The organism is Phytohabitans flavus, assembly GCF_011764545.1.
GTDB lineage: Bacteria > Actinomycetota > Actinomycetes > Mycobacteriales > Micromonosporaceae > Phytohabitans > Phytohabitans flavus.
In genome coordinates, this window is sequence record NZ_AP022870.1 from 8,846,730 (window position 1) to 8,866,655 (window position 19,926).

General features: G+C 71.5%; 13 protein-coding genes and 3 pseudogenes. 11 read left to right on the forward strand and 5 right to left on the reverse strand.

Annotated elements, in window-relative coordinates; translation table 11 throughout:
* Window positions 1-65 precede the first annotated feature (65 nt).
* The 4 genes from Pflav_RS39395 (at window position 66) to Pflav_RS46840 (ending at window position 4,986) form a co-directional block, all read left to right on the forward strand.
* Entirely contained in the window at window positions 66-1,379 is a 1,314-nt protein-coding gene (locus Pflav_RS39395) for an MFS transporter (protein ID WP_232072456.1), read from the forward strand.
* Between the two features lie 114 nt (window positions 1,380-1,493).
* Window positions 1,494-3,008 (forward strand): ATP-dependent DNA ligase, encoded by a 1,515-nt coding sequence (locus Pflav_RS39400; RefSeq protein WP_173041640.1) that lies wholly within the window; start codon window positions 1,494-1,496, stop codon window positions 3,006-3,008.
* 146 nt (window positions 3,009-3,154) lie between these two features.
* Window positions 3,155-3,763, forward strand: coding sequence for a GGDEF domain-containing protein (locus tag Pflav_RS46835; RefSeq protein WP_232072457.1), 609 nt, complete (start codon window positions 3,155-3,157; stop codon window positions 3,761-3,763).
* 62 nt (window positions 3,764-3,825) lie between these two features.
* Window positions 3,826-4,986 (forward strand): putative bifunctional diguanylate cyclase/phosphodiesterase, encoded by a 1,161-nt coding sequence (locus Pflav_RS46840; protein WP_232072799.1) that lies wholly within the window; start codon window positions 3,826-3,828, stop codon window positions 4,984-4,986.
* On the opposite strand, the gene Pflav_RS39410 is transcribed toward Pflav_RS46840, so the two are convergent.
* Both Pflav_RS39410 and Pflav_RS39415 read right to left on the reverse strand, forming a co-directional pair.
* Window positions 4,969-5,325: a hypothetical protein gene (locus tag Pflav_RS39410; RefSeq protein WP_173041641.1), complete on the reverse strand. Its 357-nt coding sequence runs from the start codon at window positions 5,323-5,325 to the stop codon at window positions 4,969-4,971. The two genes, Pflav_RS46840 and Pflav_RS39410, sit on opposite strands and share 18 nt — an antisense overlap.
* Window positions 5,322-6,055: pseudogene (locus Pflav_RS39415) on the reverse strand (SURF1 family cytochrome oxidase biogenesis protein). The gene Pflav_RS39410 and the pseudogene Pflav_RS39415 overlap by 4 nt, the downstream one beginning before the upstream one ends.
* A gap of 67 nt (window positions 6,056-6,122) precedes the next feature.
* On the opposite strand from Pflav_RS39415, the pseudogene Pflav_RS48230 reads away from it, so the two are divergent.
* From Pflav_RS48230 to Pflav_RS39425, 3 genes and pseudogenes are all read left to right on the forward strand, one after another.
* A pseudogene (locus tag Pflav_RS48230) lies at window positions 6,123-6,641 on the forward strand (nucleotide-binding protein); the annotation flags it as partial.
* A 272-nt stretch (window positions 6,642-6,913) separates the two neighbouring features.
* Window positions 6,914-7,609 (forward strand): type 1 glutamine amidotransferase family protein, encoded by a 696-nt coding sequence (locus tag Pflav_RS48235; RefSeq protein ID WP_332107838.1) that lies wholly within the window; start codon window positions 6,914-6,916, stop codon window positions 7,607-7,609.
* Window positions 7,606-8,184 (forward strand): GNAT family N-acetyltransferase, encoded by a 579-nt coding sequence (locus Pflav_RS39425; protein ID WP_173041642.1) that lies wholly within the window; start codon window positions 7,606-7,608, stop codon window positions 8,182-8,184. Before Pflav_RS48235 ends, Pflav_RS39425 begins: the two co-directional genes overlap by 4 nt.
* Window positions 8,185-8,193: 9 nt before the next feature.
* On the opposite strand, the gene Pflav_RS39430 is transcribed toward Pflav_RS39425, so the two are convergent.
* A complete protein-coding gene (locus tag Pflav_RS39430; protein WP_173041643.1) occupies window positions 8,194-10,341 on the reverse strand; it encodes a transglycosylase domain-containing protein in 2,148 nt (715 codons plus the stop codon).
* 51 nt (window positions 10,342-10,392) lie between these two features.
* On the opposite strand from Pflav_RS39430, the gene cobC reads away from it, so the two are divergent.
* From cobC to cobA, 3 genes are read left to right on the forward strand one after another with little or no spacing between them, the layout of a single operon-like run.
* Entirely contained in the window at window positions 10,393-11,460 is a 1,068-nt protein-coding gene (gene cobC / locus Pflav_RS39435; RefSeq protein WP_173041644.1) for an Rv2231c family pyridoxal phosphate-dependent protein CobC, read from the forward strand.
* Entirely contained in the window at window positions 11,460-12,557 is a 1,098-nt protein-coding gene (cobT, locus tag Pflav_RS39440) for a nicotinate-nucleotide--dimethylbenzimidazole phosphoribosyltransferase (protein WP_173041645.1), read from the forward strand. The genes cobC and cobT overlap by 1 nt, the downstream gene beginning before the upstream one ends.
* Window positions 12,554-13,795 (forward strand): uroporphyrinogen-III C-methyltransferase, encoded by a 1,242-nt coding sequence (gene cobA, locus Pflav_RS39445; RefSeq protein WP_173041646.1) that lies wholly within the window; start codon window positions 12,554-12,556, stop codon window positions 13,793-13,795. The genes cobT and cobA overlap by 4 nt, the downstream gene beginning before the upstream one ends.
* Here cobA and otsB read toward each other — a convergent pair.
* A pseudogene (gene otsB / locus Pflav_RS39450) lies at window positions 13,792-16,372 on the reverse strand (trehalose-phosphatase). The gene cobA and the pseudogene otsB sit on opposite strands and share 4 nt — an antisense overlap.
* Before the next feature lie 5 nt (window positions 16,373-16,377).
* Complete coding sequence (locus Pflav_RS39455; RefSeq protein WP_173041647.1) at window positions 16,378-17,772, reverse strand: alpha,alpha-trehalose-phosphate synthase (UDP-forming); 1,395 nt, start codon at window positions 17,770-17,772, stop codon at window positions 16,378-16,380.
* A 471-nt stretch (window positions 17,773-18,243) separates the two neighbouring features.
* On the opposite strand from Pflav_RS39455, the gene ettA reads away from it, so the two are divergent.
* A complete protein-coding gene (gene ettA, locus Pflav_RS39460; RefSeq protein WP_173041648.1) occupies window positions 18,244-19,920 on the forward strand; it encodes an energy-dependent translational throttle protein EttA in 1,677 nt (558 codons plus the stop codon).
* Window positions 19,921-19,926: the final 6 nt, after the last annotated feature.

Below are 19,926 nucleotides of genomic sequence, written 5' to 3' on the forward strand. Positions count from 1 at the left end.
GGCTTCATGGTCACACACCATGGGTGCTGTTACAAGTCGTGCACCTAGAGAACGGGTGGTTACCCATGGACCGGCTCAGGCTGGCGTTACTGATCTTCGCGGCCTTCATTATCTCGATCGACTTCAATATCGTGTACGTCGCGCTGCCCGACATCGGGCACGAGCTGGGCTTCACGGCGCAGTCGCTTCAGTGGGTGGTCAGCGCGTACGCGGTGGGCTTCGGTGGGCTCCTGCTGCTCGGCGGGCGGGCGGTGGACCGGCTCGGCGCACGGCGGATGTTCGTGCTCGGGCTCGCGATCTTCGGAATTGCCTCCTTCGCCGGTGGCCTGGCTGGTGCGCCGGGCGTGCTGGTGGCCGCGCGGGTCGTGCAGGGTACCGGTGGCGCGCTGCTCTTCCCGGCCACGCTCGCCCTGATCAACAACACCTTCGCCGCCGGCCCGGCACGCAACCGCGCGCTAAGCCTCTGGGGCGTCGCCGGGAGCACCGGCGCGGTCGTCGGCCCGATGGCCGGTGGCGTGATCACCAACTACCTCGGCTGGGAGTGGATCTTCTTCGTCAACGCCCCGCTCACGCTGGCCGCCATACTGGCCGCGCTCCGGGTGCTTACCCCGGACCCGGGCGGCTACGCGTGGGGCGGCTTCGACCTGCCGGGCGCGCTGGTGGCCACCGCCGGCTCGACGCTAGTGGTGTTCGGGCTGGCCAGCGGGCCGGAGGCGGGCTGGGGCTCGGCACGCGGCGCGGGTGCGCTGGCGCTCGGCGGGGTGCTGCTAGCCGCGTTCGTGCTGATCGAGCGGCGCTCCCGCGACCCGCTGGCCCCGCCGCGCCTGCTCGGCGTACGCAGCCTTGTCACGATGATGGCGTTGATCTTCGTGCTCATGGGCACGATCAACACGCTGCACTACCTCTTCTACATGGACGTGCAGGAGGTGCTCGGGTACACCGCGCTCGGCGCCGGCCTCGCGTTCCTGCCGATGAGCGTCACGTCGATCGTGGGCGCGGCGAAGCTGCTCCCGCTGCTGCTGAGCCGCCTCGGCATGCGCAACGCCCTCTTCGTCGGCGTGCTCGGCGCGGGCCTGGCGATGGCGGCGGTCGCGGCGGGCATGTCGGCGGACGGTTCGTACTGGCGGCTGCTGCCGGGCATCGTGCTGCTCGGGCTGTGCGGCGGCCTGGTGTACCCGATGGTCTTCCTCGCCAGCGGCACGGACGTCGCCCCGGCGAGCAGGGCGTCGCGGCGGCGCTGGTCTCCACCTCCCAGCAGATCGGCGGCGCGGTGGGGCTGGCCGCGCTCGTCGCGGTCGCCAACGCGGGCATCGATGTCGGCGCGGGCGCCGCGCCGGCGGCGGACCTGGTGGCCGGCCTGCGTACGGCCGGGTGGGTAGCCGCGGTGGTGACCGTCGCGGGAGCGTTCCTCATCCTGCTCCTGAAGCGCGCTGACCAGCGGGAGCCGCAGCCGGCGGCCGCGGAATTGTCGGTCGGGCCACTACCGTGAAGTCGTGCGGTTTGTTGATCTCGTGGCCACCTCGGCGGCCGTTTCGGCGACGTCCAGCCGAAAAGCCAAGGTCGAGCTGCTCGCCGACGCGCTGCGCCGGCTGGAGCCGGAGGAGATCGTGGCCGGCTCGGCATACCTGGCCGGTGAGCTGCGCCAGCGCCAGACCGGGGTCGGCTGGGCCACGCTCCGGGAGGCGCCACCACCCGCCGCTGAGCCCACCCTGACCGTAGGCGCCGTCGACCGGGCGATCGAGGAGATCTCGAAGGTCGGCGGCGCCGGCTCGCAGGCCCGCCGCCGGGATCTCGTCGGCGGGCTCTTCGCCTCGGCCACCGCGGACGAGCAGCGCCACCTCATCGGGCTCTTCGGCGGCGAGCTGCGCCAGGGCGCCCAGGCCGGCCTGCTGGTCGACGCGATCGCGCGGGCCGGCGAGGTGCCGGTGACGCTCGTGCGGCGGGCGCTGCTGCTGGCCGGCGACCTCAAGGAGGTGGCTGCGGCGGCGATGACCCGCGGGGCGGCGGCGCTCGCGGAGTTCACACTGCGGGTGGGGCGGCCGCTCGCCCCGATGCTGGCGCAGAGCGCGGCTTCGGTCGAGGATGCGCTCGCCGCCACGGGCGTGCCCGCCGTGGTCGACGTCAAGCTCGACGGGATCCGCATCCAGGTGCACCGCTCGGGCGACGAGGTGGCGGTCTTCACCCGCAGCCTTGACGACATCACGCCCCGGCTGCCCGAGGTGGTCGCGGCCGTGCGCGCACTGCCGGCGCGGGAGATCGTGCTCGACGGCGAGGCGATGGCGCTGGACGCGGCGGGGCGGCCGCGCCCGTTTCAGGAGACGGCGAGCCGGGCGGCCACCCGTGGCGTGCCGGTCACCGCCATCACGCCGTACTTCTTCGACATCCTGCACCTGGACGGTACGGACCTGCTGGACGCGTCCGGGCGGGACCGCTGGGCTGCGCTCGCCGAGGCGGTACCGGCGCCGCTGCTCGTCGGCCGCACGGCGGTGACCACGCCCGCCGAGGCGGCGGATGCCTTCGCCGCGGCGCTGGCCGCGGGCCAGGAGGGCGTGGTCGTGAAGTCACCCGAATCGGCGTACGACGTGGGGAGGCGCGGCGCGGCCTGGGTCAAGGTCAAGCCCCGGCACACGCTCGACCTCGTGGTGCTGGCCGTCGAGTGGGGACACGGTAGGCGCAAGGGCTGGCTGTCCAATTTGCACCTCGGCGCCCGGGATCCGGAGACCGGCGGGTTCGTGATGCTGGGCAAGACGTTCAAAGGCCTCACCGACGAGCTGTTGCGGTGGCAGACTCAACGCTTTCTGGAGTTGGCCGTCGACAAGGGCGATTGGGTCGTCACCGTGCGTCCCGAGCAGGTGGTCGAGGTCGCGTTCGACGGGGTGCAGGCGAGCCCGCGCTACCCCGGCGGCGTGGCACTGCGGTTCGCGCGCGTGTTGCGGTACCGCGACGACAAGCCGGCGTCCGAGGCCGACACAATTGACACCGTGCGGGCGATCCATAACAGAACGTAAAGGTTCCAGATAACCGCCACTGCCCCTATGCTGGCTGATTATGTGCCGGCCTTTGTCCGAAAGGTGGGGCCTGTGGTTTTCCCCGGCGGGATTCATGTCGCGTGCCCGCGACGCGATGATCCGACGGTAGGGAGGCAGCGGCACCGATGGTGACCGCAGAGCGGCTCGCCCAGCACTGGGCCCGCGCTATCGCGTGGACGAGCTTCGTGTCGATGACGACCGGTGAGCTGGCCGTCTACCTGGCGGGACCGTCCACTCGCCTCCTCGACGCGCTCACCGCGGAAAAGGCCGACCCCCGTGCCGCGCAGGAGATCGGCGCCGGGCTTGTGGACGCCCACTTCACCCAGCCCGCCTCGCTGGACCGCACGCTCGTGGTGCTCGACGAGCAGCTCGGGGCGTACGCCGAGTCGATCGGCAAGGGCTCCCGGCTCGGCCTGCTCCAGGGCGCGCTCGCCGCCGGGTACGCCCAGGCGCTGCGTGAGCGGACGCTGCGCGAGCAGGAGGACATCTACGCCGCCGCGCTGGCCGCCCGGATCGAGGCCGAGGAGGCCCGGCGGTCGCTCCAAGAGCAGCTGCGCCACCAGGCCCTGCACGACCCGCTCACCGACCTGCCCAACCGCACGCTCTTCTTCGAACGGCTCACCAGCGCCCTGGGGCGGGCAAGGTCCGGGCCGAGGAGCGTAGCGACGAGGGCGGATCGCGCCGGCCCCTCGGGGCCTCAGCGAGCGAAGCGAGCGCAGCCAACGCAGCCCTGATCAAGCCGGAGGCCGATGCCCGGATCGGCATCTGCTACCTCGACCTCGACGGCTTCAAGGCGATCAACGACACGCTTGGGCACGACGCGGGCGACGACCTGATCCGTACCGTGGCCAGCCGCCTCGCCGTGCGGCTGACGCCCAGCGGTCACCTTGTCGCCCGGATGGGCGGCGACGAGTTCGTCGTGCTGGTCGAGCAGGTCAAGAGCACCGACGATGTCGTACGGGTGGCCGAGCTCGCCCTCGACGCGGTGCGCGCGCCGGTGTACCTCGGCGGCCATGTCCTCAATGTCTCGGCCAGCGTGGGCGTGGTCGACCGGCCGGTGGAGGGGACCGACGCGGCCGAGCTGATGAAGGCGGCGGACACCACGCTGTACTGGGCGAAGGCCGACGGGCGGGACCGGTGGGCGATCTTCGACGCCGACCGGCACGCCTCGGACGTGAGCCGCTACAGGCTCTCCGGCCAGCTGCCCGAGGCGCTCGCCCGGCGCGAGTTTTTTGTGGAGTACCAGCCGTTGGTGCGCCTCGACGACGCCGTCGTGATCGGCACCGAGGCGCTGGTGCGGTGGCGCCATCCCGAGCTGGGGGTGCTCGGCCCCAACCGCTTCATCGAGCTGGCCGAGGAGACCGGCGCGATCGCCCCGCTCGGCCAGTGGGTGCTCATTGAGGCATGCCGGCAGGGCCGGGCGTGGCGGGATGTTCACCCGCACAAGCCGCTGCTGATGAGCGTCAACATCGCGGTGCGCCAGATCCGCGACGCCGGCTTCGTCGACGCGGTCAAGGAGGTGCTCGCCGAGACCGGGCTGGAGCCGGAGGCGCTTCAGCTCGAGGTGACCGAGAGCTCGGTGATGGGCAGCGCCGGACAGCCGCTGCAAACGCTCCACGCGCTCGCCGAGCTTGGCGTGCGGATCGCGATCGACGACTTCGGGACCGGGTACTCCAACCTGTCGTACCTGCGTGACCTGCCGGTACACGCGCTCAAGCTGGCCGGGCGCTTCATGGCCGGGCTGCGCGCGCCGGGCGGGCCCGACCAGACCGACCAGGAGATCCTCTCCGCGCTGATCGGGTTGGCCCACAAGCTGAAGCTCACGGTGACCGCCGAGGGCGTGGAGACGGCCGCCCAGGCGACAGCGCTGCGCGAGCTGGGCTGCGACACCGCGCAGGGCTGGCACTACGGGCGCGCGGTGCCGCCCGAGGAAGTGGAGCTAAAGGGCCGCCAGTGAGCGGACGTAGTTGACCTGGTTGTGGATCTGCTGCACCTGCTCCTGGGTCGTGACCGGGATGCGGGCCACGTACTGCCGCGGGCCGTTGGTCACCGTCACCTGCACCGTGCCCTTGTAGATCGTCTGTTTCACCAGCAGGAAGAGCAGGCTGAGGACGGTCAGCACGCAGAAGCCCAGCACCGCCGCCCAGATCGCCCAGGTCGGCGTCTTCTGCTCGGTCTGCCAGAAGTCGGAGACCTGCCAGGTCGACTGGGCGAGCGGGATCTCGCCGGCGGGCGTGCGGACGGCCGTGGGTGTCACCGCGATCTCGCCGATCAGGGCGACGACAGCGTCACTCACGCGATCGCCACTTCTGCCCGGTCCACCGGCTCATCCGCCTTCGGATGCGCCTCGCGGTAGACCATCCAGCCGAAGCCGGCGAGGGCCAGCCCCGCGAAGAGCCACCACTGGAGTACGTACCCGGCGTTCTGCCAGGAGTTTTCGTGCCGGATGGTGACCGCGGTGAAGCCGGCGGTGGGCTCCTCGGCCAGCAGGTACGCACCCCACAGCGGGTAGGGGAGATCCTCGGCCAGCCGCTCCACGCCGATCCGGCGTACCTCGATCTTGCCGTCGCGGAGGCTCACCGAGTCGGGGCGGCTCTCGCTCGGGTGCACCCGGCCGACCACCGTCACCTCCCCCTTTGGGGGAGCCGGCACCTTCGGCATCGAGGCCGCGCCCGACGGCGACGGCGGCACCCAGCCCCGGTCGACCAGGACCGTCGGCCCGTCCGTGCGGACCAGCGGCGTGACCACCTCGTAGCCGACCGCGCCCTCGACCGTGCGGCCGCGCACCAGGATCTCGTTCGCCGGGTCGTACTCGCCGGTTACGGTGACCCGGGTCCAGGCCGCGGGCACTTCTTCCGGCAGTGCGACAGGCGCGACCCGTGACGACTCATCGATCCGTTCGTTGGTCGCACTGCGCTGTTGGTACCGGTGCAACTGCCAGTTGCCGAGCAGCACCATGACGACGGCCGCCACGCCGATGAGAGCGGCAAAGCCCAGCCAGCGGGGGTGAGGAGGAACCGGTACACAGCACGAGGCTACCCGTGTGATCTCAGGCACTACGCTGGTCCCGCCGATTGTGGGGAGGAGACGTCGATGACCGCCGTACCGCGTGTCGTGGTGAGCGCACCATCGTCCGGGCACGGCAAGACGGCCGTGGCCGTCGGCCTCCTCGCGGCCCTCGCGGGGCGGGGCATGCGCGCCGCCGGCTTCAAGATCGGCCCAGACCACACCGACGCCGCCTACCTCGGGCTCGCCGCCGGCCGGCCCGGCCGCAACCTCGACCCCCGGCTGGTCGGCTCGGCGCGGGTCGCCCCGCTCTTCGCCCACGGTGCCAACGGCGCGGACATCGCGGTGATGGAAGGCACGATGGGGCTCTTCGACAGCCTCACCGGCCGCTCCGACTCGCACTCCACCGCGGGCGTCGCCGCCACCCTGCGCGCGCCGGTCATCCTCGTGATCGACGTCGGCGCGATGGGCCAGTCGGTCGCCGCGCTTGTGCACGGCTTCCGGGCGTACGACGAGGTGCTGTGGCTCGGCGGCGTGATCCTCAACCGGGTCGCCTCGGACCGGCACGAGCAGTTGTTGCGCGAGGCGCTCGACGACATCGGCGTGCCCGTCTTCGGCGCGCTGCGCCGCCGCGACCTGCCCGCCGCGCTGCCGTCCCGGCACGACGGGGTGGTGCCCGTCGTGCACCGCGCCGTCGAGGCGGTCCGCGGGGTGCGGCGGCTGGGCGAGGGCATCGCCGGTGCCGTCGACCTCGATCGGCTCGTCGCGCTCGCCCGTTCCGCGCCCCAGCTCGGCGTGGAGCCCTGGACCGCGCGCGGGAGAGCCCCGCCGTCGCGGTCGGGCGCCGCCCGGTCGTCGCGCTCGCCGGCGGTCCGACGATGTCCTACTCGTACGTGGAGACGGCCGAGCTGCTCACCGCCGCCCGCGCCCACGTCGTCATGGTCGACCCGCTGCGCGACGAGCACCTGCCCGAGGGGACGGACGCGCTGGTCATCGGGGGCGGCCTGCCCGAGTCGTACGCGGAGGAGCTTTCCGCCAACCGCCGGCTGTGTGCCGAGGTGGCCGAGCTGGCCCAGGCCGGCCGCCCGGTGCTCGCCGAAGGTGCGGGGGTGCTGTGGCTGGCCCGGGAGTTCGACGGCCGGCCGATGTGTGGGGTCGTCGAGGCGACCGGCATGAGCACCGACCAGGTCGTCGTCGGCTACCGCGAGGCCACCGCGCGGGCCTCGACCCCGGTGGCCCAGGTCGGCGCCCGGATGGTCGGCTACAAGCAGCACAGCGGCGTGCTCAACCCGCGCGCCGGCCAGACCCCCGCCTGGACCTGGGGCGGCAGCACCCCCGAGGGCTTCGTGTGGCGCCGGGTGCACGCGTCTCAGCTCATGCTGCACTGGGCCGGCGCGCCGGAGATCGCCCACCGCCTGGTGGCGGCCGCCGCACCCGCCGACGCCCCGACGCCGGTGTCGCCCGTGCCTGCCCTCTCCTCGACCGCGGACACCGCGCAGCTGCCGACCCAGCCCGGCCCGCCGGCGCAAGAAGCCCAACCACCCGTCAGTCCTAGCGGTGAGGTCAATTCGTGACTGGACACGTGGCGGTGCGGCGGTTTCCGTCGTTGACCGTGTCGACTCCGCGCGTCCTCGTACGCCCGGTGGAGGTCGCCGACGCCAAGGCGATCACCGAGGTGTTCATGGACAAGCAGACCCAGCGGTGGCTGCCGTTCCCGCGCGAGTTCGGGCAGATCGAGGGCATCGCCTGGTGCACCGAGACCGCCCAGGAGCGGCGGGACAGCGGCAACGGCGACCACTACGCGGTGGTACGCCGCGAGGACGACCGGCTGGTCGGGTGCCTGTGGACCAAGCGCACCGACTGGGTCGCCAAGGTTACCGAGGTGTCGTACGTGATCGCCCCGGACACCCGCGGCTTCGGCGTGGCCGCGGAGGCGGTCGACGCACTCGCCATCGCGCTGCTGCTGGAGCACGGCTTCCAGCGGGTCGAGCTGCGGGTGGCGCCGGGCAACACCGCGTCCCGCCGGGTCGCGGAGAAGGCCGGCTTCACGTACGAGGGCCTGCTCCGCAACGCCGGGCACGTACACAGCGGCCGGGTCGACCTCGAGGTGTGGTCACTCGTCAAGGCCGACCTCCACGCCGGCTCCTAGCGTGCGGGATCAGCGCAGGATCGACGCCGGCGGTGGGATGAAGTTGCGCTTGGGCTTGCCTTCAAGGCTGTCGTGCAGTGTTTCGGCCACCGCGTGGACTGGTTTGAGGGACTGACCGTCGCCAACCGCGTTGAACGGGTAGTCCGGGTCGGCGAGGAACGAGGCAGCTGCCAGGTCTGGCGTCATGCCGACGAACCAGGCCGCGCGGGTCGAGTCCGTCGTACCGGTCTTGCCGCCCACCGGGCGCCCCACGATGCCGGCCACGTCTGTCGCGGTCGACCAGCCGCCACACGAGCCGCGTTTGGCGCCGGAGCCGGTGGGGCAGAGTGCCGCGTCCGCCGCCGCGCGGGCGGCCGCCGGCTTGACCGCCTGCGTGCAGCGCGGCTTGGCCACGTCGACGCCCCGGTACGCCACCTGTGAGCCGTCCGGATCCGTGATCGACATCACGGGCAGCGTCTCGCAGTACTTGCCGTCCGCGGCGACGGTGGCGTACGCGTTCGCCATCTCCAGCGGTGTCGCGTCGGAGACGCCGAGCGTGAAGGAGCCCCAGCCGCGCGCCTTGGCCGGTGAGGCCTGGAGCTTGTCCATCTCGGTGCGCCATCGCAGGCCCAGCCGCTCGGCCATGCGCACCGCCTTGTCCGCGCCCACCTTCTGTTCGAGCTGGACGAAGTACGTGTTCACCGACTGGCCGAAGCCGGACCACATCGCGTGCCGGCCGGTCATCGCGCCCGATGCGTTAGACGGGCACCACCGGCCACCGCAGCTGCCCGGCTCGCCGTCGCCCGCGAGGTACTGCGAGACCAACCGGTACGGGGAGTAGAACTCCGTCGTCATCGGCAGACCGGCGTCGAGCGCGGCCAGCATGGTGAACATCTTGAACGTCGAACCCGCCTGGTAGCCAGGCATGTCGCCACCGCCGAGCAGCGGTACCACCGTGTTCGGGTAATTGCTCTTGATCTTGCCTCTCTTGGCGGGGTCGGAGTGCGGCCCGTTCTGCGACTGGTCCAGCGAGTACACGCGGTTGACCGCCATCGCCTTCACATGGCCGTTGCCGGGCTGTATGACCACGGTGCCCAGCGCGAAGCGGCTGTCCGTCTCCTCCTTGTCCAGCACGTTCGCCAGGGTGACGCGCTGGATCTTCGGATCGAGCGTCGTCACGATCCGGTACCCGCCACGGCGCAGCCGGTCCTCCCGCTGCTGCGGGTTGTTGCCGAACGCCTTCTGCTGGTTCCACCACGACTTGAAGTAGTCGCAGAAGAAGCCCCAGTCGTTTTGCCGCTCGGTGACCGAGATGCAGTCGTTCGGCGGGCTGGTGAGGCGGAGGTTGATCGGGGACTCCTTGGCCTCTTCGCCCTGGGCGGGCGTCACGGACTTCATCGCCACCATCCGGTCGATCACGTAGTTGCGCCGATCGGTGGCCGCCTGCTTGTCCTGGCTCGCCGGGTCGTAGTCGGTGGGCGCCTTGACCAGCCCGGCCAGCATGGCCGCCTCGGCAAGCGTGAGGTCCTTGGGTCGCTTGGAGAAGAAGATCTCGGCCGCGGCGTAGACGCCGTATGCCCGGTGCCCGAAGTACGCCGCGTTCAGGTAGCGCTCCAGGATCTCCTGCTTGCTGATCTGCTTCTCCAGCTCGACCGCCAGCTTCATCTCGCGAATCTTGCGGGCGCTGGTCTGCTCGGTGGCCTGCTGTACCTCCAGCGGCGTCTTCGCGCTGTCCCGCAGCGCCATGCGCACGTACTGCATGGTGAGTGTGGACGCGCCCTGCTCCACCGCGCCGCCCTGGTGGTTGGCGACGAAGGCGCGGGCGACGCCTTTCGCGTCCACGCCGTTGTGCTTGTAGAAGCGGGAGTCCTCGGAAGCCACGATGGCTCGCTGGACGTACGGCGACATCTGTTTGATCGGTACGTACTTCCGGTGTTCCTCGTAGAACATCGTGATCAGCGTCTTGCCGTCCGCCGCGTACACGTAGGTGGTCTGGGCTTGTGGCGTCGCCTCCATCACCGAGGGCATGTCGTCGACGAAGTCCACGGCGGCCTTGGCTCCGATGCCACCCGCGGCGGCGATGGGGTAGGCGGCGGCGGCAACGAGCACTCCGGCGATGAGTCCGGCGCGGACCAGAGGTGCCATCCGAGAGGTTGCGGACAGTGCGCGCTTCATCACCACCTCAAGGTAGGACAAAGGCGGTTAAGACATGATCTAAAGAGGCAAAACATGCCGGGCGGTGGGACGCCGGATCCCTCGTTCATCCTGGACGGTATGGATCTCGGGTTTCACGGCGACCGGGAGGTCGGGTCCGGCCTCGTCGACCTGGCGGTGAACGTACGCCAGGCGCCGATGCCGCCATGGCTTGCCGAGCCGATCGCGGCGTCGCTCGCCGACCTCGCCGCGTACCCGGATCCGGCGCCGGCCACGGCCGCGGTGGCCGCCCGGCACGCACGTCCGGCCGGTGAGGTGCTGCTCACCGCCGGCGCCGCACAGGGATTCGTGCTCATCGCACAGGCGCTGCGCGGGGCGCGGCGGGCGGTTGTCGTGCATCCACAGTTCACCGAGCCGGAAGCGGCGCTGCGGCACGCCGGCCACGAGGTGACCCGCGTGGTGCTGCCCGAGGCGTCCGGCTTCGCGTTCGACCCGGCGCTGGTACCGGACGACGCCGACCTCGTCTTCGTCGGCAACCCCACCAACCCGACGTCGGTGCTTCACCCAGCGGAGGCGGTGGCTGCCCTCGCCCGTCCGGGCCGGGTGCTGGTGGTGGACGAAGCGTTCGCCGACACGACCGGCGAGGTGGAGTCGCTGGCCGGCCGGCGGGACCTGCCCGGGCTCGTCGTCGTGCGCAGCCTTACCAAGACCTGGGGGCTGGCCGGGCTGCGGATCGGCTACCTGCTCGGCGCGGCCGACCTGCTCGCGCGCTTCGCCGCCGTACAGCCGCTGTGGGCCGTATCGACGCCCGCACTCGCCGCCGCAGCCGCGTGCGCGAGCCCGGCCGCCGTCGCGGCCGAGCAGGAGATCGCCGCCGCCCTCGCCGCCGACCGCGACCACCTCGTGGCCGCGCTGCGTGGGCTGCCCGGCGTCGTCGTCGAGGGGCAGCCGTCAAGCTCGTTCGTTCTTGCCCGCGTGCCGGATGGCGGCCGCGTCCGGCTGGCCCTTCGCGATCTGGGGTACGCGGTGCGGCGCGGCGACACATTCCCCGGGCTGGGCGCAGACTGGCTGCGGATCGCGGTGCGAGACACTGCGGTCACCGATGGTTTCGTCTCGGCCCTGCGGAAGACCTTGGAGGCCTGATGATCGACGGCATCTCCCCGCTCGACGAGGGGGCGATGGAGGCGGCGCGGGCGCTGCACGCGCGGCTGACCAAGCCAGCCGGCTCGCTCGGTGCGCTGGAGGAGCTCTCCGTGCGCCTGGCCGGGCTGGCCGGCGAGTGCCCGCCCCCGCTGCCCGAGCCGGTCGCGGTGGCGGTCTTCGCGGGCGACCACGGCGTACACGCCCAGGGGGTGTCGCCCTGGCCGCAGGAGGTCACCGGCCAGATGGTGGCCAACTTCCTCGCCGGCGGCGCGGTGGTCAACGCCTTTGCCCGTCAGGTCGGCGCCTCGGTGACGGTGGTCGACGTCGGGGTGCTGGACGACCTCGGGTGGGGCGACGAGGGTGGCGGCAGCGGGCCGATCCCGGCGCCTCGGTCGAGTGGCGAAGAGCAGCGCAGGCGGCTGGTGGCCGCCAAGGTACGCGCCGGCACGAGAGACATGACCGCGGAGGCGGCGCTCACCCGCGAGGAGGTCTCGGCAGCGCTGGAGGCCGGCGCCCGGGTCGCCTTCAAGCTGGTGGACGACGGCGCTCGGGCGTTGGTCACCGGTGACATGGGGATCGCCAACACGACGCCCGCGGCGGCGCTGATCGCGGCCTTCACCGGGGCCGACGCCGAGGTGGTGACCGGGCGGGGTACCGGCATCGACGACTACCGGTACGCCCGCAAGGTGGCCGTGGTCCGCGCCGCGCTGAACCTGCACAAGCCCGACCCGGCCGACCCGGTCGGCGTGCTGGCGGCGGTCGGCGGGCTGGAGCACGCGGCGATCGCCGGCTTCATCCTCGGCGGGGCCTCCCGGCGGGTACCCGTGATCCTCGATGGCGTGATCGCGGTGTCGGCCGCGCTCGCCGCGGCGGCGCTGGCCCCCGACGCGGTCGGCGCGATGGTCGCCGGCCACCGTTCGGCCGAGCCGGGCGCGACGGTGGCGCTCGCCCACCTCGGCCTCGATCCGCTCATCGACCTCGGCCTGCGGCTCGGCGAGGGTACCGGCGCGGTGCTCGCGGTGCCGATCGTGGCGAGCGCGGTGCGGGTACTGCACGAGGTGGCGACCTTCGACTCCGCGGGAGTATCTGAGAAGTGACAAGTCCGTACCCACTCGCCCTGCTTCTAGAGGGGCGCCGCGTGCTCGTGGTCGGCGGCGGCGCGGTCGCCACGCGAAGGGTGCCCGCGCTGCTCGACGCGGGCGCGCGGGTCGAGGTGGTCAGCCCTTACCTGACGCCGGCCCTGCGCGCGCTTTTCGACGCCGGGCGGTTGCGGTGGAGCGAGCGGCGCTTCGAGCCCTCCGATGTGGACGGTGCGTGGCTGGTGCAGGTGGCGGTCGACGACCCGGCCGCCGCGGCGGCGGTGAGCGCGGCGGCTCTGGAGCGGCGGGTGTTCTGCGTGCGCGCGGACGACCGGCACGCGGCCACCGCCTGGACGCCCGCGACCACCCGCCACGGCCCGGTCACTGTCGCGGTCACGGCCGGTGGCGACCCGCCCCGCGCCGTGGTGATCCGGGACGCGATCCGGGAGGGGCTGCTGGACGGGACGCTGCCGGGGTGCGCGGTGCCGTCGGCGCCTTCCGCGGCACCCACCAGGGAGGTGCTCGGCGGTGGGCGGGTCGTGCTCGTCGGCGCGGGCCCCGGCGACCCTGAGCTGATCACGGTGAAGGGGCGGCGGCTGCTGGCCGAGGCCGACGTGGTGGTCGCCGACCGGCTGGTACCCGGGCTGCTGCTGGACGAGCTGCGGCCCGAGGTGGAGCTGGTGGACGCCTCGAAGATCCCGTACGGACCGGCCAAGGCTCAGGAGGAGATCAACCGCATCCTCGTCGAGCGGGCTTCGGCCGGGCTGATGGTGGTACGGCTCAAGGGCGGCGACCCGTACGTCTTCGGCCGCGGCGGCGAGGAGGCGATCGCCTGTGCCGAGGCCGGGGTACCGGTGACGGTGGTGCCCGGCGTGACCAGTTCGGTGGCCGTACCAGCCGCGGCCGGGATCCCGGTGACCCACCGCGGGGTGGCGCACGAGTTTACGGTGGTGAGCGGGCACGTCGCCCCGGACAACCCGTCGTCGCGGGTGGACTGGGCGGCGCTGGCCCGGATGCGCGGCACGCTCGTGGTGCTGATGGGCCTCAAGAACCTACCCAAGATCACCGCGACGCTGCTGGCGAATGGCCGCGACCCGGGTACGCCCGCCGCCGTCGTGCAGGAGGGCACCACGGGAGCCCAGCGCGTGCTCCGCACGGTCCTCTCCGAGGTCGCCGCGCAGACCGCCGAGGCCGGCTTCCGCCCTCCCGCGATCGTGGTCGTGGGTGAGGTCGTGGACGTGCTCGCCGAGGGCTAGGCGCCTCGGGCGAGCGAGAAGCCTTTGCCGTCCAGGAGGAGCGCGCAGCGGATCAGGCCGAGGTGGCTGTACGCCTGCGGGTGGTTGCCCAGGCCGCGCTCGGCGACCGGGTCGTACTGCTCGGGCAGCAGGCCGGTCGGGCCGGCCGTGTCCAGCATCTGCGTGAAGAGCTCCTCGGCGTCGCTGCGCCGACCGGTGCGCAGGTACGCCTCGATCAGCCACGCCGTGCACACGTGGAAGCCGCCCTCGCGGCCGGGCAGGCCGTCGTCCCACCGGTAGCGGTACACGACCGGGCCGCTGCGCAGGTCCGCCTCGACCTTGAGCACCGTGGCGAGGAAGCGCGGGTCGTTGTCGGGCAGCAGGCCGGAGAGGCCGATCCACAGGCTTGACGCGTCCATCTCGTCGTAGCCGTACGCCACCGTGTACGCCCCGGCGCGCTCGTGCCAGCCGTACTCCAGCACGTTGGCGCCGATCCGGTCGCGCAGCTCCACCCACTCGGGGCGCTCACCTTCGCCGTGGGCGCGCAGGACGTGCAGCGCGCGGTCCACGGTCAGCCAGCACATGACCTTGGAGTACACGTGGTGCCTGGGTGGCAGCCGTGCCTCCCACAGTCCGTGGTCCGGCTCGTGCCACCGCCGCTCGACACCTTTGACCATCGCCTCGATGACCCGCCACTCCTCCTCGCGTACCGAGCCGCGGGAGTCGGAGACCGCCGAGATCAGGTCGACCACCGGGCCGAAGACGTCGAGCTGGAGCTGGTGGTTGGCGAGGTTGCCCACGCGTACCGGGCGGGAGCCGGCCCAGCCGGGGAGCGTGTCGATGACCGCCTCGGCGCCCAGCTCGAACCCCTCCACCGTGTACAGCGGGTGGAGCCGCTCAGGGTGGCCGCCGGTGCGCTCCACGCAACCGTCCACCCACCGCAGGAACCCCTCGGCCTCCGTCAGCGAGCCGAGGTCGACAAGTGCCCGCGCGGCCATGGCGGCGTCGCGGAGCCAGCAGTAGCGGTAGTCCCAGTTGCGTACACCGCCGACCTCCTCGGGCAGCGAGGTGGTGGCCGCGGCGAGGATGCCCCCGGTCGCGTCGTTGCACAGGCCGCGCAGCGTGAGCGCTGACCGCAACACAAGGTCGCGGCCCACGCCCGGCAGGCGCAACCCGGCCGTCCAATCCCGCCACGGCTGCTCGGCCGCCGCCTGGCGATCAGACACGGGTACCCCCTGGTGCTCCAGGCCGTGCGTCCCCAGCCGCAGCTCCAGCGCCGCCTGCCCGCCCGCGGCGGTCAGGTCGACCACGGCCCGCGCGGTGTCGTACCCACCGTCGGTGGTCACCTCCCACTCGACCCCGGGGAGTAGAGCGCGACAGGCTCGCTGGAACCGAGCACCAGCAGCCCGTCGCCGAGGTGCTGAAGCCGCATACCGACCTGCCCGAACTCGGGCCGTGGCGCGAACTCCAGCCGGGCCCGGCCGTGGCCGGCGAGCAGGCGGATGAGCGTGGAGTCGCCGCCGTTGCCGGGCGGGGCCAGCCAGTCGGTGACGGTGAGCCCGGACCAGCGGGTCTCCACGGTCATCGTGCCCGAGCGGTAGCGCTGGCCGAGCGGCATGCCGCCGCGGTCAGGGGCCACGCTGAAGTAGCCGGCCGGGTGGCCGCCGAGCAGGTCGGCGAAGAGCGCGGCCGAGTCGGCCCGCGGGTGGCACAGCCAGGTGAGCTTCGCCTCGGGCGTGAGCAGGGCGACGGTACGGCGGTTGGTGAGCATCGAGTGGCGCTCGATCGGTACGGCCCGCTCGCCGAAGAGCCAGGTGCGGCGGATCTGGAGCAGGAGCCCGAGCACGCGAGCGGCCTCGATCGGCTGGGCCACCCGGTACCCGGCCCGTGTCTCGCCCGGCCCGATCTTGATGCCCACGTCGGGCCCGTGCAGTCGCGCGAACGCCTGCTCGTCGGTCACGCTGTCGCCGATCACGAGCGCCGCGCTCGCCGACATCTGGGTGCGCAGCTGGTCTACGGCCGAGCCTTTGTTGGTGGGGAGTACGGACAGCTCGACCACCTGCTTGCCCTCGGTGACGGTCACCTCGGGCCAGTTGGCGGGACCCGCGCGGAGCTCGTCGAGGACTAGTGCGCCGACGTCCGGCTCGGCCCGCGCACATGCACTGCCACGCTGGCCGGTTTCGACTCAAGTCGCACCCCTGTCTGGTTTTCGATGATCTGACGGACCGCGTTCTGGAGGCGCGTGCGGACCTCGACCAGCTCAGGCGCCAGGCGCTCGACAAACCCGATGTCGAACTCGGACCCGTGGCTGCCCACCAGGTGCACCTCGGAGGGAAGGCGGGAGAGCGCGGCGAGGTCACGCAGGGCACGCCCAGAAATCACGGCGACGGTCGTCTGCGGCAGCGCGGCCAGCGCGCGGATCGCGGCGACGGACTCGGCCAGCGGCACGGCCTTGGTCGGATCGAGCACGATCGGCGCGATCGTGCCGTCGTAGTCGCAGGCGATCAGCAGGTTGGGCACCCGCGCGATCCGGCCGATAGCGCGCCGCAGGTCAGGATCGATCTCACGTAGCGTGCGCTGATCAAGGTCAAGGACCATGACTCCTATGCTGCCTCTGGCACTCCAAGCTCGTTGAGGAACGAGCGCGCCCAGTGCCCGACGTCGTGGGTACGAAGGTGGCGCTGCATGATCCGCATACGCCGGCGCGCCTCGACGCTGTCGACGTGCACCGCCCGGAGCAGCGCGTCCTTGACCCCCTCCGGATCATGCGGGTTGCACAGGAACGCCTGCCGCAGCTCGGTCGCCGCCCCGGCGAACTCACTGAGCACGAGCGACCCACCCGTGTCGGCGCGGGTGGCCACGTACTCCTTCGCGACGAGATTCATGCCGTCGCGGAGGGGAGTGACCATCATCACGTCGGCGGCGCTATAGAGCGCGGCCAGCTCGCTCCGGCTGTACGACTGGTGGAGGTAGTGCACGGCCGGGACGCCCACCCGCCCGAACTCGCCATTGATCCGTCCCACCTCGCGCTCGACCTTCACACGGAGCGCCTGGTAGTGCTCGACCCGCTCCCGGCTCGGCGTGGCCACCTGCACCATGACCGCGTCGGGCACGCTCAGCTTGCCGTCGGCGAGCAGCTCCCGGAACGCCTTGAGTCGCCGCTCGATCCCCTTGGTGTAGTCGAGCCGGTCGACGCCGAGCACGATCGTCTTGGGGTCGCCCAGCTCGGCGCGGATCTGCTTGGCCCGCGCCTGGACGGACGGGTCGGTCGCCATCCGCTCCATCTCGGCCACGTCGATCGAGATCGGGAACGCGCCGGCCTTGACCCGCCGCCCGTCGACCTCGATCGTCTGCCCCTCGTACCGCAGGCCGAGCAGGTGCCGGGCCAGCCGGACGAAGTTTTGCGCGGCGAGCCGCTGCTGGAACCCGACCAGGTCGGCGCCGAGCAGCCCGCGCAGCACCTCGGCCCGCAGCGGCATCTGCATGAACAGCTCGATCGGCGGAAAGGGGATGTGCAGGAAGAACCCGATCCGCAGGTCGGGGCGAAGCTCACGGAGCATCGCCGGCACCAACTGGAGCTGGTAGTCCTGCACCCAGACCGTGGCACCCTCGGCCGCCACCTCCGCGGCCGCCTCGGCGAACCGCGCGTTGACTATCCGGTACGCCTCGCGCCAGCGCCGCTTGAAGACCGGCGTCTCGACCGCGTCGTGGTAGAGCGGCCAGATGGTGGCATTGGACTGGCCCTCGTAGTAGCGCTCCAGCTCCTCCGAGCTGAGCGGCACGGGGTGCAGCCGGATGCCCTCCAGGTCGAACGGCTCCGGGGCGCTGCCGACCCCGCCGGCCCACCCCACCCACGTGCCCTTGTGCTGGGCGAGGACCGGGTGCAGCGCGGTCACCAGACCGCCGGGGCTGCGCCGCCAGCCACGCCCTTCCGGTGTGGTCACCTCATCGACTGGCAGGCGGTTGGCGACTACGACGAACGAGCTACGAACCGTCACGCTCCGTACACCTCCGGTGTCGACGGGTCCCCAGCAGAGACTACTTGTCTGGCATTTCGTCGCTGCGTCGCGGGAGCATCGAACCCGGATGCCTCGTCAGCGCATCGCCACGGCGACGTGATTTCCCTGGTAGACGAGCGGGTGGCGGCCCGCGAGATTCGCGTCTCACCCGCCAAGGATTGGGCTGGGAGATCGCCTGGCCACTCATCCCTCTCGATGGCAGGGGTCAGGGTTGCGTGGAAATGGGGGAATAGGTCGCACCTTAGCGGCGTTCCTCTCTCGGTTCGGTGTGTATGGCCGGCGCCCGGGCGTAACCAGGGCAAAGCAGTCCGGCGACCGCACACCGAGAGCCAATCCGCGCATGTCCCTCCGCGCGGGGTGATTCGCTAGTCGGGTGGCGGACCTGTCAGGATTGACGGTGGTGTTGTTCGCCCGAGCAGACCGCACGATCCATTGGAGGTAGGCCGCACCGTGGCCCAGTACATCTACGTCCTGGAAAAGGCGCGCAAGGCGCACGGCGACAAGGTCGTGCTCGACAACGTGACGCTGAGCTTCCTGCCGGGCGCGAAGATTGGTGTGGTCGGCCCTAACGGGGCCGGCAAGTCGAGCCTGCTCAAGATCATGGCAGGGCTCGACCGGCCGAGCAACGGCGAGGCGCGGCTGATGCCCGGCTTCACCGTCGGGATGCTCGCCCAGGAGCCGCCGCTCAACGACGCGAAGACCGTGCTCGGCAACATCGAAGAGGCGGTCGCGGAGACGAAGGCCAAGCTGGAGCGGTTCAACAAGATCGCTGAGCAGATGGCCACCGACTACTCCGACGAGCTGATGGAGGAGATGGGGCGGCTCCAAGAGGAGCTCGACCACGAAGACGCGTGGGACGTCGACTCCAAGCTCGAGCTGGCGATGGACGCCCTGCGCTGCCCGCCGCCGGACGCCGACGTAACCCAGCTTTCCGGTGGTGAGCGGCGCCGCGTGGCGCTGTGCAAGCTGCTGCTCGAGGCGCCCGACCTGCTGCTGCTCGACGAGCCCACCAACCACCTCGACGCGGAGAGCGTGCAGTGGCTGGAGCAGCACCTGGCCAAGTACGCGGGCACCGTCCTGGCGATCACCCACGACCGGTACTTCCTGGACAACGTCGCCGGCTGGATCCTGGAGCTCGACCGCGGCCGCGCGATCGGGTACGAGGGCAACTACTCCACCTACCTGGAGAAGAAGGCGGCCCGGCTCGCGGTCGAGGGGCGCAAGGACGCCAAGCTCAAGAAGCGCCTCTCCGACGAGCTGGAGTGGGTCCGCTCGAACGCGAAGGCCCGCCAGACCAAGTCGCGGGCGCGTCTGGACCGGTACGAGGAGATGGCCAGCGAGGCGGAGAAGACCCGCAAGCTCGACTTCGAGGAGATCCAGATCCCGCCGGGCCCGCGGCTGGGCAACACCGTGATCGAGGCGCAGGGTCTGGTCAAGGGCTTCGACGGCCGGGTGCTGATCCACGACCTCTCGTTCTCCCTGCCACGCAACGGCATCGTCGGCATCATCGGGCCGAACGGCGTCGGCAAGACCACGCTCTTCAAGACGATCGTCGGTCTCGAGCAGCCGGACAAGGGCGGGGTGAAGATCGGCGAGACGGTGCAGCTGTCGTACGTCGACCAGAACCGCTCCGGGCTCCAGGGCGACAAGACCGTCTGGGAGGTGGTCTCCGACGGGCTCGACCACCTCTTGGTGGGCAAGGTCGAGATGCCGTCCCGGGCGTATGTGGCGGCGTTCGGCTTCAAGGGCCCTGACCAGCAGAAGCCGACCAAGGTGCTCTCCGGTGGTGAGCGAAACCGCCTCAACCTCGCGATGACGCTGAAGATCGGCGGCAACGTGATCCTGCTCGACGAGCCGACCAACGACCTCGACGTCGAGACCCTCTCCAGCCTTGAGAACGCGCTGCTGGAGTTTCCCGGCTGCGCCGTGGTCATCTCCCACGACCGGATGTTCCTGGACCGGGTGGCCACGCACATCCTGGCCTGGGAGGGCGACGACGTGGACCCGGCGAAGTGGTTCTGGTTCGAGGGCAACTTCGAGGCGTACGAGAAGAACAAGATCGACCGGCTGGGCGCCGAGGCGGCACGGCCGCACCGGGTGACCTACCGCAAGCTGACTCGCGACTGATCTTCA